Origin of the sequence: Streptomyces sp. R-07, assembly GCF_049913175.1 — a bacterium.
GTDB lineage: Bacteria > Actinomycetota > Actinomycetes > Streptomycetales > Streptomycetaceae > Streptomyces.
This window is the reverse complement of the sequence record NZ_CP183978.1, coordinates 1,716,955-1,730,771: the sequence shown is the minus strand read 5'-3', so window position 1 is coordinate 1,730,771 and position 13,817 is coordinate 1,716,955. Positions and strand designations below refer to the sequence as shown.

The following is a 13,817-nucleotide window of genomic DNA, read 5'->3' as shown; positions in this document are numbered from 1 at the left end:
GCCGCCGGGTGCGAACCTCCTGACGTGACCGAACCTCCCGCACACGACGAGGCCCACGGCGGCGGCCTCGGCTCCCGTCTCAACTGGCTCCGGGCGGCCGTGCTCGGAGCCAACGACGGCGTCGTCTCCACCGCCGGCCTCGTCGTCGGCGTCGCCGGCGCCACCGAGTCCCAGGGCGCACTGCTCACGGCCGGCCTCGCGGGGCTGCTCGCCGGTTCGATGTCGATGGCGGCGGGGGAGTACGTCTCGGTCTCCACCCAGCGCGACTCCGAGAGGGCCGCGATCGCCCAGGAGAAGCGCGAACTGCGCGAACAACCGGAGGCCGAACTCGCCGAACTGACCGGCCTGCTCGCCGCCCGGGGCCTCTCCCCGGAGGTGGCCCGGGAGGCCGCCGAGCAGCTCACCGAGCGCGACGCGCTGCGCGCCCACGCGCGCGTGGAGCTCGGCATCGACCCGGACGACCTGACCAACCCCTGGCACGCCGCAGGCGCCAGCTTCCTCGCCTTCACCGTCGGCGCCCTGCTCCCGCTCCTTGCGATCGTCCTCCCGCCGGCCTCCGCCCGCCTCTGGGTCACGGTCGCCTCCGTCCTCGCCGCCCTCGCCTTCACCGGCTGGTGGTCCGCCCGCCTCGGCGCCGCCCCGCCCGGCCGCGCGGTCCTCCGCAACGTCGCCGGCGGCGCGCTCGCGATGGCGGTCACGTACGGGGCGGGATCGCTGCTGGGAGCGGCGGGCGTCTAGGGGGTGTCTTGTCGATCAGGCCGGATCAGGGCGCGGTGCCAGGCGTCGCGAGCCCGGCCTGATCGGCAAGACGCCCCCTGGGGGCGTCCAGAGGACGTCCAGGGGCTTGTCGGAAGGTGCCAAAGCTTGCTGACAAGCGGTCTTACTTACTTGTAAGTAATGACGTCTAGCCGTGCCCGTCCGCCACCTCTACCGTCGACGGCATGCCGAACCTGCCCGATGTCGTGCTCTGGTCCATACCGGCGTTCGTCCTGCTCACCGTGGTGGAGATGGTCAGCCACAGGATCCACCCCGACGAGGACGCCGCCGGGTACGAGACCAAGGACGCCGCCACCAGCATCGGCATGGGCCTGGGAAGCCTCGCCTTCGACGCGCTGTGGAAGATCCCCGTGGTCGCGATCTACACCGCCGTCTACGAGCTCACCCCGCTCCGCGTCCCCGTCCTCTGGTGGACGATCCCGCTGATGCTGCTCGCGCAGGACTTCTTCTACTACTGGCAGCACCGCGGACACCACGTCATCCGCGTCCTCTGGGCCTGCCACGTCGTCCACCACAGCAGCCGGAAGTTCAACCTCAGCACCGCCCTGCGCCAGCCGTGGACCGGCGTGACCGGCTGGCCGTTCTACCTGCCGCTGATCGCCCTCGGCGTCCACCCGGCGGCCCTCGCCTTCTGCTACTCGGTCAACCTCGTCTACCAGTTCTGGATCCACACCGAGCGGATCGACAAACTGCCCCGCCCCTTCGAGTACGTCCTCAACACCCCCTCGCACCACCGCGTCCACCACGCCTCCCAGGGCGGCTACCTGGACCGCAACTTCGGCGGGATCCTCATCGTCTGGGACCGCGTCTTCGGCTCCTGGGTCGCCGAGACCGAGCGGCCCGTCTACGGCCTCACCAAGAACATCGAGACCTACAACCCGCTGCGCGTCGCCACCCACGAGTACGCCGCCATCGCCCGCGACCTGCGCGCCGCGGACGGCTGGCGCGAACGGGCCGGGCGGGTCTTCCGCGGCCCCGGCTGGCAGCCGGCGCAGGCCACCGGGGCCATCCCCGCTCCGGAGGCCGCCGCGTGAGCAGCGCCACCCCCGCGGCCGCCCGTGCCCTCCCGGCCACCGCCTCCCGCGCACTGCTCGCCGCCTTCGGGCTCGCGGCCGCCGTCGACCTCGTCTCCCTGCTCGCCGGCGCCGAGCTCGGCCACCAGATCGCCAAACCGCTCCTGATGCCCCTGCTCGCCGCGTACGCCGCCACCCGCGGCGCCCCCAGGCTGCTGACCGCCGCGCTCCTGTGCGGCTGGGGCGGCGACGTCCTCCTGCTCTCCGACGCGGACTGGGCCTTCCTCCTCGGCATGGGCTCCTTCGCCGCCGGACACGTCTGCTACCTGGTCCTCTTCGGGCGACGGCCCACGTCCCCGTTCCTCCTGGCCGTCTACTCCGTCGCCCTCGTCGGCACCGTGACGGCGCTCTGGCCCGACCTCCCCGCCGAGCTGCGGATCCCGGTCGCGGGCTACTCCCTGCTGCTCACCGCGATGGCCTACCGCTCCGGCTCCCTCGGGCTGCTGGCCGGCCTCGGCGGCGCCCTGTTCCTGCTGTCCGACACGCTCATCGCCACCGGGGTCGCCGAATGGCCCCAGCTGCCCGCGCCCGACTTCTGGGTCATGCTGACCTATATCGCGGCGCAGTACCTGCTGACGGCGGGAGTGCTCCGCGCGATGTACGGTGAACGTCGTACAACCGTCTGACAGCAAGGACCGCCCCCCATGCGCGCCACCACCATCCATGCCCCGTTCGACATGCGCGTGGAGGACGTGCCCGACCCGGTGATCCAGGACCCCACGGACGTCGTCCTGCGCGTCCTGCGCGCCTGCATCTGCGGCAGCGACCTGTGGGCCTACCGCGGCGAGGCCGCCCGACAGCCCGGCCAGCGCATCGGCCACGAGTTCCTCGGCATCGTCGAGGCGGCCGGCTCCGAGGTCAGCGGCTTCGCCGCCGGCGACCTCGTCGTCGCCCCCTTCGTCTGGTCCGACGGCACCTGCGAGTACTGCGCCGAGGGCCTCCAGACCTCCTGCCCGCGCGGCGGCTTCTGGGGCTCGGTCGGCTCCGACGGCGGCCAGGGCGAAGCCGTCCGCGTCCCCTTCGCCGACGGCACCCTCGTCAAGCTCCCCGCCGAGGCCGCGTCCGACGACCACCTGCTGACCGCGCTCCTCGCGCTCTCCGACGTCATGGGGACCGGCCACCACGCCGCCCTCGGCGCGGGCGTGAAGCCCGGCTCCACCGTCGCCGTCGTCGGCGACGGTGCCGTCGGCCTCTGCGGCGTCCTCGCGGCCAAGCGGCTCGGCGCCGAGCGGATCATCGCGCTCGGCCGGCACACCGCCCGCACCGACATCGCCCGTGCCTTCGGCGCCACCGACGTCGTGGCCGAGCGCGGCGAGGCCGCCGAGGCCGCCGTCCGTGAGCTCACCGGCGGCCAGGGCGCCCACGGCGTCATCGAGGCCGTCGGTACCGAGCAGTCCATGCGCACCGCCGTCGCGATCGCCCGCGACGGCGGCTCCATCGGCTACGTCGGCGTCCCGCACGGCAGCGGCACCGGCCTCGACCTGTCCGTGATGTTCGACCGGAACATCGCGCTGCGCGGGGGCGTCGCCCCCGTCCGCGCGTACATCCCGGAACTCCTCCCGGACGTCCTGGACGGCACCATCGACCCGTCCCCGGTCTTCGACCTGACGGTCGGCCTGGACGGCGTCCCGGGCGGCTACAAGGCGATGGACGAGCGCACGGCCCTCAAGGTCCTGGTCAAGCCGTAACCCGGGCGCGGGCCGCCCCGCGCCTCAGGCCCCCGGCCACTCCGGAGCATCCGCCCCGGCGAGGCCCGGGGGCCTGGACCAGCCCGCGGGGCCGCCCTCGTACGACACCGGTGACACCGCGTGCCGCAGTCGCCCCAGCGGCCCCTCCGACTCCGCGAGGTACCGCTCCGGCTCGTACCGCGGCAGCGCATGCGTCAGCCAGTGCCCCGTCTGCGCGAGCGCGAGCCGTACGAGCCGGCTGCCGCCCTCCGCGCGCTGCTCGGTCAGGGACCGCAGGACCGCCGCCGCGAGCAGATACCCCGTGCCGTGGTCCAGCGCCTGCGCCGGCAGCGCACCCGGCTCCTCCGCCGACCCCTCCACCGCGGCGATCCCCGTCGCCACCTGCACCAGGGAGTCGAAGCCGCGCCGCTCGCCCCACGGCCCGTAGTCGCCCCAGGCGGAGAGCCGGGCGGTCACCAGACCCGGCCGCTCCAGGCCGAACCGGTCGAGCGCGCCCGGCCGGTAGCCGGTCACCAGGACGTCGGCCGCGTCGAGGAGCTCGTCGAACGTCCGCCGGTCCGACGGCCGCTCCAGGTCGAGCGCGGACGTCCGCTTGCCGACGCCCGTGTCCGCGTGCTGGTCCGGGAGTTCGGGGTTGCCCGGCGGGTCGATCCGCAGCACGTCCGCGCCGAGCACCGCCAGCGAGCGCGTCGCGACGGGACCGGCGATCACCCGGGTCAGATCGAGGACCCGCAGCGGGCCCGCGCGCCGCCGGGGAGGGGCCTCGTCGAGCCGCTCCCGGGTCAGCAGCGGCCGCGCCGCCACCTCCCGGCCCTGCTCGCCCGCCGCCCACTCCCCGGGCGTGCGCAGGGCGACGGCCAGACCCCCGGCCGCGTACACCGCCGTCTCGACCTCGACGGCCTTCCGCTCGCCGATCGCCGCCGCGACGGCCTCGACGGAGTCCGGCACCCCCAGGGCAGCCAGCAACGCGGCCCTGTGGTGCGGGTAGTTGGCATGCGTACGGACCCAGCCGTCGGCCGCCCGCCAGAACCGCGAGAGGGGCGCGAAGTTCACCGGCGCCCGCCCGTCCACCCGAAGGTGACGCTCGCTCACGAAGGCGGTGGCGACGGCCCCGTCGTCCACCCGCACCGGCCCCGGAAGCCCCGCGTGCTCCACCGCGGCGAGCGAGCAGACCGCGACCGCCCCGCGGGCCAGGTCCATCACCGGCAGCCGCGCGGGCAGCAGCCCGGAGACCCCGCCGTACTCCACGCGGTCGACGAGGGCGGGATCGCCGCCCAGGGCCGACCACAACAACTCCGTACCCGTACGCACTGTGTTGTCCATGACCGCAGTGTGGCACTCGGTGCCATGCGAAAGGGCCCTGGTGTGGCACACCACACCAGGGCCCTCCCCACCGCTTACTTGACGGCGTCGAGCGCGTCGATCAGACCGGCCCCGTAGAAGCCGTTCTTGTTCTTGCCACCCTCACAGACGGCGTCGATCTTGCCGTCGCCCTCGATGTCGTACGGGTTGGTGCAGGCGAGGTCGTCGGCCTGCGCGTACAGCAGCGCCTTCAGCGCCGCCGGGCTGGCGTGCGGGTGCGTCGACTTCAGCAGCGCGAGCACACCGGCGGTGTGCGGGGACGCCATCGACGTACCGGCCTTGTAGTTGTAGCCGCCGTCGACCGTGGTCGACAGGATGCGGCCGTTGACCGCCGGGGCGTCCGGCGTCTGGTACTCGGTGCGGTCACCGCCGGGGGCGGCGATGTCGATCACGCCGAGACCGTAGTTGGAGTAGGACGCCTTGATGTTCTTGGCGCCGGTCGCGGAGACCGTCACGACGCCCGGCAGCATGGACGGGTAGTCGAAGCACTCCTTCGGGTCGATGTCACGGGTGACCGCCGTGGTGTCGTTCGGGCTGGTCGTGTCCGTGATCGTGTCGGCCGCCAGGTCGAACTTGGAGTTGCCGGCCGCGGCGACGTTGACCGTGCCCTTCTTCTCCGCGTAGCGGGTGGCCCGGGTGACCGCCTCGATGAGGGCCTTCTGGTCCTCGTCGTTCTTGCAGGCGAACATCCACGGGTCGGTGTAGTAGCTGTTGTTCGTGACGTCGACGCCGTGCTCGGCCGCCCACACGAAGCCGCAGACCACGGCCTCGGTGTAGAAGAAGCCGTCCGGGGTCGACACCTTGATGCCGGCGAGCTTCACGCCCGGCGCGACACCGGTGATGCCGATGCCGTTCTTGGCGGCGCCGATGGTGCCCGCGACGTGCGTGCCGTGGTCGCTCTCGCCCTTCATGGGGCGCCACGAGCCGGGGGTGGTGTCCGGCTTGCCGGACACGCAGTTGGCGGAGGCGGCGGCGTCGAAGTTCGGCGCCAGGTCCGGGTGGGTGTCGTCGACACCCGTGTCGATGATGCCGACGGTGACCTTGCTGCTGCCGAGCGTCTTCTCGTGGGCCTTGTCGGCCTTGATCGCCGGCATGTCCCACTGCAGGGGCTCGAACGGGTCCTGACCGTCCGTGGCGGCGGCCGCGGCGGCCTTCGCCTCGGCCGGGGACAGCGCCTGCGCGCCCTCGTCGACGGAGTCGTCGGACTGGGCGGAGAGCGGGGCGGTGCGGGTCGAACCGGCCGACACCACGCCACGCGCCTGACGGATCGTCTTCGCGAACTCGGGGTTCTGCGAGTGGACGACTATCACGCCTATCTGGTCGTACGAGATGACCACCTCGCCACCCGCGGCGGCGATCGCCTTCTTCACCGAGGCGGCGGTCCAGCGGCCACCCTCGACGTTGACGACGTACGAGAGCTTCGGGCCGTTCGTGGCCACGGTGGCCGGAGCGTCGCTCAGTTCCGCGGCGGAGGCGGCGCCGGGGGCCAGGAAGCCGAGCGAGGCCGTGAGCGCGAGACCAACCGGCAGAGCGAGAGCTCGGCCGCGCCTCGATCCCAGATGAGCCATGGGTTCTCCACATCATCCGTATGTACTGCCCCCGCGCGGGTTTGCGCGCGGGCAGGTGCATGACGAGTGAAGTTATCGCTGATCTTCCCGAAGCTTCAATGAGTTGAGAAGACTTCATGAAGATCTGTTCAAGAAAATCCCCCGTGTGAACCGCTTCGGTTCCGGCTCCGTGCCGTTGGTCAGGGGAGGAGCTCCGCTCGGAGCCCCGGCTCCCGCACCCCTGGTGAGGCCCCCTTGACCATGCCGTCCGCCCCCGCGTCACGAGGAGATTCCGTGGCTACCGAAGCACCGCCGCCGCCCAGAAACGGCACGGAGACCGACCACGGTCCCGCGTCGCCCACGACGGAGCAGTTCGTCGAGGTGCAGGAAGGGGCGGAGTTCGGCGAACTGCGCCGTACGTACCGCTCCTTCGCCTTCCCCCTCACCCTGGCCTTCATCGCCTGGTACCTGCTGTACGTGCTGCTCTCCAACTACGCGGGCGGCTTCATGGGGACCAAGGTCTTCGGCAACATCAACGTGGCCCTCGTCCTCGGCCTCGGCCAGTTCCTCACCACGTTCCTCATCGCCTGGCTCTACTCGCGGCACGCGGCGAACCGGCTCGACCCCAAGGCCGAGGCCATCAGAACCCGTATGGAGGGCGACGCATGAGCACCCCCGTCCTGCTCGCGGCGGGCAACGCCACCACCGAGCACCGGCCCCTGATCATCGCCCTGTTCGGCGCCTTCGTCCTCGCCACCCTCGTCATCACCGTCTGGGCCGGCCGCCAGACCCGCAGCGCCGCCGACTTCTACGCCGGCGGACGCCAGTTCACCGGCTTCCAGAACGGCCTCGCGATCTCCGGCGACTACATGTCCGCCGCGTCCTTCCTCGGCATCGCCGGAGCCATCGCCCTCTTCGGCTACGACGGCTTCCTGTACTCGATCGGCTTCCTCGTCGCCTGGCTCGTCGCCCTGCTCCTGGTCGCCGAACCGCTGCGCAACTCCGGCCGGTTCACCATGGGCGACGTCCTCGCCTACCGGATGCGCCAGCGGCCCGTCCGCACCGCCGCCGGCACCTCGACGATCGTCGTCTCGATCTTCTACCTGCTCGCCCAGATGGCGGGCGCGGGCGTCCTCGTCTCGCTCCTGCTCGGCATCACCAGCGACGGCGGCAAGATCGGGATCGTCGCCCTGGTCGGCCTCCTGATGATCGTGTACGTGACGATCGGCGGCATGAAGGGCACCACCTGGGTGCAGATGGTCAAGGCGGTCCTGCTCATCGCGGGCACGCTCCTGATCACCTTCCTCATCCTCCTCAAGTTCCACTTCAACGTCTCGGAGCTGCTCGGCGCGGCCGCCACCAACAGCGGCAAGGGCGCGGCCTTCCTGGAGCCCGGCCTCAAGTACGGCGCCACCGCCACCTCCAAGCTGGACTTCCTCTCGCTCGGCATCGCGCTCGTCCTCGGCACGGCCGGACTGCCCCACATCCTGATCCGCTTCTACACGGTGCCGACCGCCAAGGCCGCCCGTAAGTCCGTCAACTGGGCCATCGGCATCATCGGCGCCTTCTACCTGATGACGATCGTGCTCGGCTTCGGCGCCGCCGCCCTCCTCAAGAACAGCGACATCGTCGCCTCCAACAAGGCCGGCAACACGGCCGCCCCGCTCGCGGCCCTGGAGATCGGCGGCGGAGCCGACTCCACCGGCGGCGCGATCCTCCTCGCCGTCATCTCCGCCGTCGCCTTCGCGACCATCCTCGCCGTCGTCGCCGGTCTCACGCTGGCCTCCTCCTCGTCCTTCGCGCACGACATCTACGCCAACGTCATCCGGCGCGGCCAGGCCACCGAGAAGGAGGAGGTGCGGGCCGCCCGCTGGGCGACCGTCTTCATCGGCATCGTCTCCATCGCGCTCGGCGCCCTCGCCCGCGACCTCAACGTCGCCGGCCTCGTCGCCCTCGCCTTCGCGGTCGCCGCCTCGGCCAACCTGCCGACGATCCTCTACTCGCTCTTCTGGAAGAGGTTCACCACCAAGGGCGCGCTGTGGTCGATCTACGGCGGTCTGGTCTCCGCCGTCGTCCTCGTGCTGTTCTCGCCGGTCGTCTCCGGCAAGCCCACGTCGATGTTCAAGACGGCCGACTTCTACTGGTTCCCGCTGGAGAACCCCGGCATCGTCTCCATCCCGCTCGGCTTCCTGCTCGGCTGGCTCGGCTCGGTCCTCTCCAAGGAGGAGCCGGACAAGGGCAAGTACGCGGAACTGGAGGTCAAGTCCCTCACCGGAGTCGGAGCGCACTGAACCGTATACGGTGCGCGACCATCGGACGGCCGCGTCGTAGAGTTCTACGACGCGGCCGCGTCGGTCCTCGTGACAATCTGCCCTGCTCGTTGTCCGTGCGCTCACGTAGGCTCGACGTACACGCATCCGGAAATACGGGGAGGGGTCCCACAGTGCTCATCGACACCTACGGCCGTGTGGCCACTGACCTGCGCGTCTCGCTCACGGACCGGTGCAATCTGCGCTGCACCTACTGCATGCCGGAAGAGGGCCTCCAGTGGCTCGCCAAGCCGGACCTCCTCACCGACGACGAGATCGTCCGGCTGATCCGCATCGCGGTCACCGACCTCGGCGTCACCGAGGTCCGCTTCACCGGCGGTGAGCCGCTGCTCCGCCCCGGCCTCGTCGGGATCGTCGAGCGCTGCGCCGCCCTGGAGCCGCGCCCCCGGATGTCCCTCACCACCAACGGCATCGGGCTCAAGCGCACCGCCGCCGCCCTCAAGGCGGCCGGCCTCGACCGGGTCAACGTCTCCCTCGACACCCTGCGCCCTGACGTCTTCAAGACCCTCACCCGGCGCGACCGCCACCAGGACGTCCTCGACGGCATGACCGCCGCCCGCGAGGCCGGCCTCACCCCGGTCAAGGTCAACGCCGTCCTGATGCCCGGGCTCAACGCCGACGAGGCCCCCGACCTCCTCGCCTGGGCGATCGACGAGGGGTACGAGCTCCGCTTCATCGAGCAGATGCCCCTGGACGCCCAGCACGGCTGGAAGCGCGACGGCATGATCACCGCGGGGGACATCCTGGAGTCCCTGCGCACCCGGTTCACCCTGACGCCGGAAGGCTCCGAGGAGCGCGGCTCGGCCCCCGCCGAGCGCTGGACCGTCGACGGCGGACCGCACACGGTCGGTGTCATCGCCTCCGTCACCCGGCCGTTCTGCCGGGCCTGCGACCGTACCCGGCTCACCGCCGACGGTCAGGTGCGCACCTGTCTCTTCGCCACCGAGGAGACCGACCTGCGGGCCGCGCTCCGCTCGGACGCCCCGGACGCGGACGTGGCCGAGCTCTGGAAGAAGGCGATGTGGGGCAAGAAGGCCGGCTCCGGCCTCGACGACCCGAGCTTCCTCCAGCCCGAGCGCCCGATGTCAGCCATCGGCGGCTGAGTCCCAGTCGGCCAGCGGCACGACGTCCTTCAGGAAGCCCCGTACCCCCAGGAACTGGGAGAGGTGCTCGCGGTGTTCCTCGCACGCGAGCCAGGTCTTGCGGCGCTCGGGCGTGTGCAGCTTGGGGTTGTTCCACGCGAGGACCCAGACGGCGTCGGCGCGGCATCCCTTGGCGGAACAGATCGGCTTCTCTTCGCTCACCTGATCATTGTCCAGCAAGGTCGATGCCGGGCAGCCACGGGGGGAGCTGCCCGGCATCGGTCCGTCGCTCCGACGGGGGATGCGGAGCGCGTAGGCAGTATGTCACGGCACATGGGGTGCGGTGCACCGGATCGTCATGATTGATCTGAGGTTTTCTTGAGGTTCGGAGCGTCGAGTGCGGGGCGCTCCGGAGTGGGGACGAAGGTGGAGGGAAGGGACGGAGCTCTCTCGCGTCCCGCGTTGGCGATCACCACGGCGATGTAGGGGAGCAGGATGCCGAGGGCGAGGGCCACGACGGCCACGTGCCGCTCGACGTTCCACAGGACCGCCGCGGCGATCACGGAGAGCGTCCGCACCGTCATCGAGATGACATAGCGCCGCTGCCGGCCCCGGACGTCGTCCGCGAGCCCCTGCCGGGCCCCCGTGATCCGGAAGACCTCGGTCCCGCCATGCTTCGGCATCGCCGTCCACCACCCAGCGGTCATGCCGGACCCTCCCTGGTCCGGACCTCCTTCCACCGTACGCCCGCCGACCCGGGCCGACGAGACCGGGGCACGTACGGCGCTGTCCGACATGCGCCGTATGGGCGCCGGGTCGAGACTGGGCCCACATGCGCACTAGGAGGCGACGATGAGTTGGTTGTGGGCGATCATCGTGGGATTCGTCCTCGGTCTGATCGCGAAGGCGATCCTGCCGGGGAAGCAGCAGATCCCGCTGTGGCTGACGACCGTGTTCGGCATTCTCGGCAGCGTGCTCGGCAACGCGGTCGCGACCTGGATCGGAGTCAACGACACCCGGGGCATCGACTGGACCCGGCACCTGCTCCAGCTGATCGGCGCCATCGCCGTCGTCGGCGTGGGAGACATGCTATGGGCCTCGATCAAGGGCACCAAACAGCGCGCTTGAGAGACGAGGAGAGGCCCGGTACGGCGCACAGCGCACGTACCGGGCCTCTCCTCATGATCCCGCTAGCCTGCGAACTCGATCGCCGCCAGGTTCTTCTTGCCGCGCCGCAGCACCAGCCAGCGGCCGTGCAGCAGCTCCTCCGCCGACACCTCGGCGTCCTCGGCGGTCACCTTCACGTTGTTCACGTAGGCCCCGCCCTCCTTCACCGTGCGCCGCGCCGCCGACTTGCTCGCGACGAGCCCGACCTCGGCGAACAGGTCCACGACCTGGCCCAGCTCGGACACGCGCGCGTGCGGCAGCTCGGACAGCGCCGCGGCGAGCGTCGGCTCGTCCAGCTCGGCCAGGTCGCCCTGCCCGAACAGCGCCTTGGAGGCGTTGATGACGGCCGCGCACTGCTCGGCGCCGTGCACCAGGGTGGTGAGCTCCTCGGCGAGCGCCCGCTGGGCGGCACGCGCCTGCGGCCGCTCCTCGGTCTGCGCCTCCAGCGCCTCCAGCTCCTCGCGGGACTTGAAGGACAGGATCCGCATGTACGTCGAGATGTCCCGGTCGTCCACGTTCAGCCAGAACTGGTAGAACGCGTACGGCGTGGTCATCTCCGGGTCCAGCCAGACGGCCCCGCCCTCGGTCTTGCCGAACTTGGTGCCGTCCGCCTTCACCATCAGCGGGGTCGCGAGGGCGTGCGCCTCCGCGCCCGGCTCCAGGCGGTGGATCAGGTCGAGGCCGGCCACCAGGTTGCCCCACTGGTCCGAGCCGCCCTGCTGGAGCGTGCAGCCGTAGCGGCGGTACAGCTCGAGGAAGTCCATGCCCTGGAGCAGCTGGTAGCTGAACTCGGTGTAGCTGATGCCCTGCTCGGACTCCAGGCGCCGGGCGACGGAGTCCTTGGTCAGCATCTTGTTGACCCGGAAGTGCTTGCCGATGTCCCGCAGGAACTCGATCGCCGACATCCCGGCGGTCCAGTCCAGGTTGTTCACCATGACCGCCGCGTTCTCCCCCTCGAAGGAGAGGAAGGGCTCGATCTGCGAACGCAGCCGGTTCACCCAGTTCGCGACCGTCTCGGGGTCGTTCAGGGTGCGCTCGGCCGTCGGCCGCGGGTCACCGATCTGCCCGGTGGCCCCGCCGACCAGCGCCAGCGGCCGGTGCCCGGCCTGCTGGAGCCGGCGGACGGTGAGGACCTGGACCAGGTGGCCGACGTGGAGACTGGCCGCGGTCGGGTCGAAACCGCAATAGAACGTGACGGGACCGTCCGCGAGAGCCTTGCGCAGTGCGTCCTCATCGGTGGACTGGGCGAACAGCCCGCGCCACTTCAGCTCGTCGACGATGTCCGTCACGATCGTCCGTCTCCTCAGAAAGTTGTCAGTGCTGCTACGACGATCAGTCTAGGCGGGTCAGACCCCCTTGCTGACCGAGCTCATGTTGAAGTCCGGCACCCGCAGGGCGGGCATCGCGGCCCGGGTGAACCAGTCGCTCCACTCGCGCGGCAGCGTCTTCTCCGTACGGCCCGCCTCCGTGGCCCGCGACAGCAGGTCCACCGGGGACTCGTTGAACCGGAAGTTGTTCACCTCGCCGACCACCTCGCCGTTCTCGACGAGGTAGACGCCGTCCCGGGTCAGCCCGGTCAGCAGCAGCGTCGCCGGGTCGACCTCACGGATGTACCAGAGGCAGGTCAGCAGCAGGCCACGCTCCGTCGCGGCCACCATCTCCTCCAGGGAGCGCTCGCCGCCGCCGTCCAGGATCAGGTTCCCCGCTCCGGGCGCCACGGGCAAGCCAGTAAGCCCCGCCGTGTGCCGGGTGGTGATCAGGTGCGCCAGGCTGCCGGCCTTCACCCAGTCGACCGGCCCGACCGGCAGACCGTTGTCGAAGACGGAGGAGTCGTCGCCGGAGGAGTGCGCGATCACGAACGGCGAGGACTCCAGACCCGGCTCGTTCGGGTCGCTGCGCAGCGTGAGCGGCAGCGGGGACAGCGTCTCGCCGAGCCGGGTGCCGCCGCCGGGCTTCGAGAAGACCGTACGGCCCTCCACCGCGTCCCGGGCCGTCGAGGACCACAGCTGGTAGATCATCAGGTCGGCCACGGCGGTCGGCGGCAGCAGCGTCTCGTACCGGCCCGCGGGCAGCTCGATCCGCCGCTCCGCCCAGCCGAGGCGGGTCGCCAGCTCGGCGTCCAGCGCGGCCGGGTCGACGTCCTTGAAGTCCCGGGTCGAGCGACCGGCCCAGGCGGAGCGCGAGCGGTCGGGGGACTTGGCGTTGAGCTCCAGGGTCCCGTTGGGCTGGTCGTGGCGGAGCCGCAGGCCCGTGGACGTGCCCAGGTAGCTGGAGGTCAGCTCGTGGTTGGCGAAGCCGTACAGCTCACGGCCGCCCGCACGCGCGCGTGCGAACGCCTCGCCGAGCGCCGGGGCGAAGTCGGTGAAGACGGCCGAGGAGGTCTCCGCCGGGGCGTCCGTGAAGTCGGGCGAGGCGGGCACTCCCCCCACCAGCGGCTGCGCGTCCTCGGCGGGCCCGGCGGCCCGCGCGGCGGCCTCGGCGGCCCGGACCAGGGGCTCCAGGTCGTCGGCGGTCACGGCGGACCGCGAGACGACACCGGACGCGGTGCCCTGGGCGCCGTCGACGGTCGCGATCACGGTGAGCGTCCGGCCCCGGGTCACACCGTTCGTGGTGAGTGCGTTGCCCGCCCAGCGCAGATTGGCCGAGGACTCCTCGTCGGCGATGACGACACACCCGTCCGCACGGGACAGCTCAAGGGCCCGCTCGACGATCTCGTACGGCTTGCTGACGCGGCTCATCGACCGGCCTCCTGCGTCGTGTTCAGACTGTGCTTACCCGGGGGACGACCCCC

14 protein-coding genes are annotated in these 13,817 nt (G+C 71.4%); 8 read left to right on the top strand and 6 right to left on the bottom strand.

Going from position 1 to position 13,817, the window contains the following annotated elements; translation table 11 throughout:
- The first annotated feature begins 24 nt into the window (after window positions 1-24).
- From ACN9M0_RS07740 to ACN9M0_RS07725, 4 genes are all read left to right on the top strand, one after another.
- On the top strand, window positions 25-738 hold the full coding sequence (locus tag ACN9M0_RS07740) for a VIT1/CCC1 transporter family protein (RefSeq protein WP_366040774.1): 714 nt from the start codon (window positions 25-27) through the stop codon (window positions 736-738).
- Window positions 739-941: 203 nt separating this feature from the next.
- Complete coding sequence (locus ACN9M0_RS07735) at window positions 942-1,811, top strand: sterol desaturase family protein (RefSeq protein ID WP_426403337.1); 870 nt, start codon at window positions 942-944, stop codon at window positions 1,809-1,811.
- The gene (locus ACN9M0_RS07730) at window positions 1,808-2,476 is read left to right on the top strand and encodes a lysoplasmalogenase (RefSeq protein WP_366040772.1); all 669 of its coding nucleotides are present in this window, start codon (window positions 1,808-1,810) and stop codon (window positions 2,474-2,476) included. Before ACN9M0_RS07735 ends, ACN9M0_RS07730 begins: the two co-directional genes overlap by 4 nt.
- An 18-nt stretch (window positions 2,477-2,494) precedes the next feature.
- Window positions 2,495-3,538, top strand: coding sequence for a zinc-dependent alcohol dehydrogenase family protein (locus ACN9M0_RS07725; RefSeq protein WP_366040771.1), 1,044 nt, complete (start codon window positions 2,495-2,497; stop codon window positions 3,536-3,538).
- A 24-nt stretch (window positions 3,539-3,562) separates the two neighbouring features.
- On the opposite strand, the gene ACN9M0_RS07720 is transcribed toward ACN9M0_RS07725, so the two are convergent.
- Together ACN9M0_RS07720 and ACN9M0_RS07715 are read right to left on the bottom strand one after the other, a co-directional pair.
- Complete coding sequence (locus ACN9M0_RS07720) at window positions 3,563-4,861, bottom strand: CoA transferase (RefSeq protein WP_426403336.1); 1,299 nt, start codon at window positions 4,859-4,861, stop codon at window positions 3,563-3,565.
- Between the two features lie 74 nt (window positions 4,862-4,935).
- Window positions 4,936-6,468, bottom strand: coding sequence for a S8 family peptidase (locus ACN9M0_RS07715; protein ID WP_366040769.1), 1,533 nt, complete (start codon window positions 6,466-6,468; stop codon window positions 4,936-4,938).
- Between the two features lie 273 nt (window positions 6,469-6,741).
- On the opposite strand from ACN9M0_RS07715, the gene ACN9M0_RS07710 reads away from it, so the two are divergent.
- From ACN9M0_RS07710 to moaA, 3 genes are all read left to right on the top strand, one after another.
- The gene (locus ACN9M0_RS07710; RefSeq protein ID WP_366040768.1) at window positions 6,742-7,116 is read left to right on the top strand and encodes a DUF485 domain-containing protein; all 375 of its coding nucleotides are present in this window, start codon (window positions 6,742-6,744) and stop codon (window positions 7,114-7,116) included.
- Complete coding sequence (locus ACN9M0_RS07705) at window positions 7,113-8,738, top strand: solute symporter family protein (protein WP_366040766.1); 1,626 nt, start codon at window positions 7,113-7,115, stop codon at window positions 8,736-8,738. The genes ACN9M0_RS07710 and ACN9M0_RS07705 overlap by 4 nt, the downstream gene beginning before the upstream one ends.
- A gap of 152 nt (window positions 8,739-8,890) precedes the next feature.
- Complete coding sequence (gene moaA / locus ACN9M0_RS07700) at window positions 8,891-9,880, top strand: GTP 3',8-cyclase MoaA (protein WP_426403335.1); 990 nt, start codon at window positions 8,891-8,893, stop codon at window positions 9,878-9,880.
- On the opposite strand, the gene ACN9M0_RS07695 is transcribed toward moaA, so the two are convergent.
- Together ACN9M0_RS07695 and ACN9M0_RS07690 are read right to left on the bottom strand one after the other, a co-directional pair.
- Window positions 9,863-10,081, bottom strand: a complete 219-nt coding sequence (locus ACN9M0_RS07695; RefSeq protein WP_366040764.1) for a hypothetical protein — start codon at window positions 10,079-10,081, stop codon at window positions 9,863-9,865. The two genes, moaA and ACN9M0_RS07695, sit on opposite strands and share 18 nt — an antisense overlap.
- 134 nt (window positions 10,082-10,215) lie before the next feature.
- Window positions 10,216-10,542: a DUF3099 domain-containing protein gene (locus ACN9M0_RS07690; protein ID WP_366040790.1), complete on the bottom strand. Its 327-nt coding sequence runs from the start codon at window positions 10,540-10,542 to the stop codon at window positions 10,216-10,218.
- Window positions 10,543-10,711: 169 nt separating this feature from the next.
- On the opposite strand from ACN9M0_RS07690, the gene ACN9M0_RS07685 reads away from it, so the two are divergent.
- Window positions 10,712-10,987 (top strand): GlsB/YeaQ/YmgE family stress response membrane protein, encoded by a 276-nt coding sequence (locus ACN9M0_RS07685; RefSeq protein ID WP_366040763.1) that lies wholly within the window; start codon window positions 10,712-10,714, stop codon window positions 10,985-10,987.
- Between the two features lie 62 nt (window positions 10,988-11,049).
- On the opposite strand, the gene tyrS is transcribed toward ACN9M0_RS07685, so the two are convergent.
- Both tyrS and ACN9M0_RS07675 read right to left on the bottom strand, forming a co-directional pair.
- A complete protein-coding gene (gene tyrS, locus ACN9M0_RS07680; protein WP_366040762.1) occupies window positions 11,050-12,315 on the bottom strand; it encodes a tyrosine--tRNA ligase in 1,266 nt (421 codons plus the stop codon).
- Between the two features lie 57 nt (window positions 12,316-12,372).
- Window positions 12,373-13,764, bottom strand: coding sequence for a metallopeptidase TldD-related protein (locus tag ACN9M0_RS07675; RefSeq protein ID WP_399696351.1), 1,392 nt, complete (start codon window positions 13,762-13,764; stop codon window positions 12,373-12,375).
- Between the last annotated feature and the right edge of the window lie 53 nt (window positions 13,765-13,817).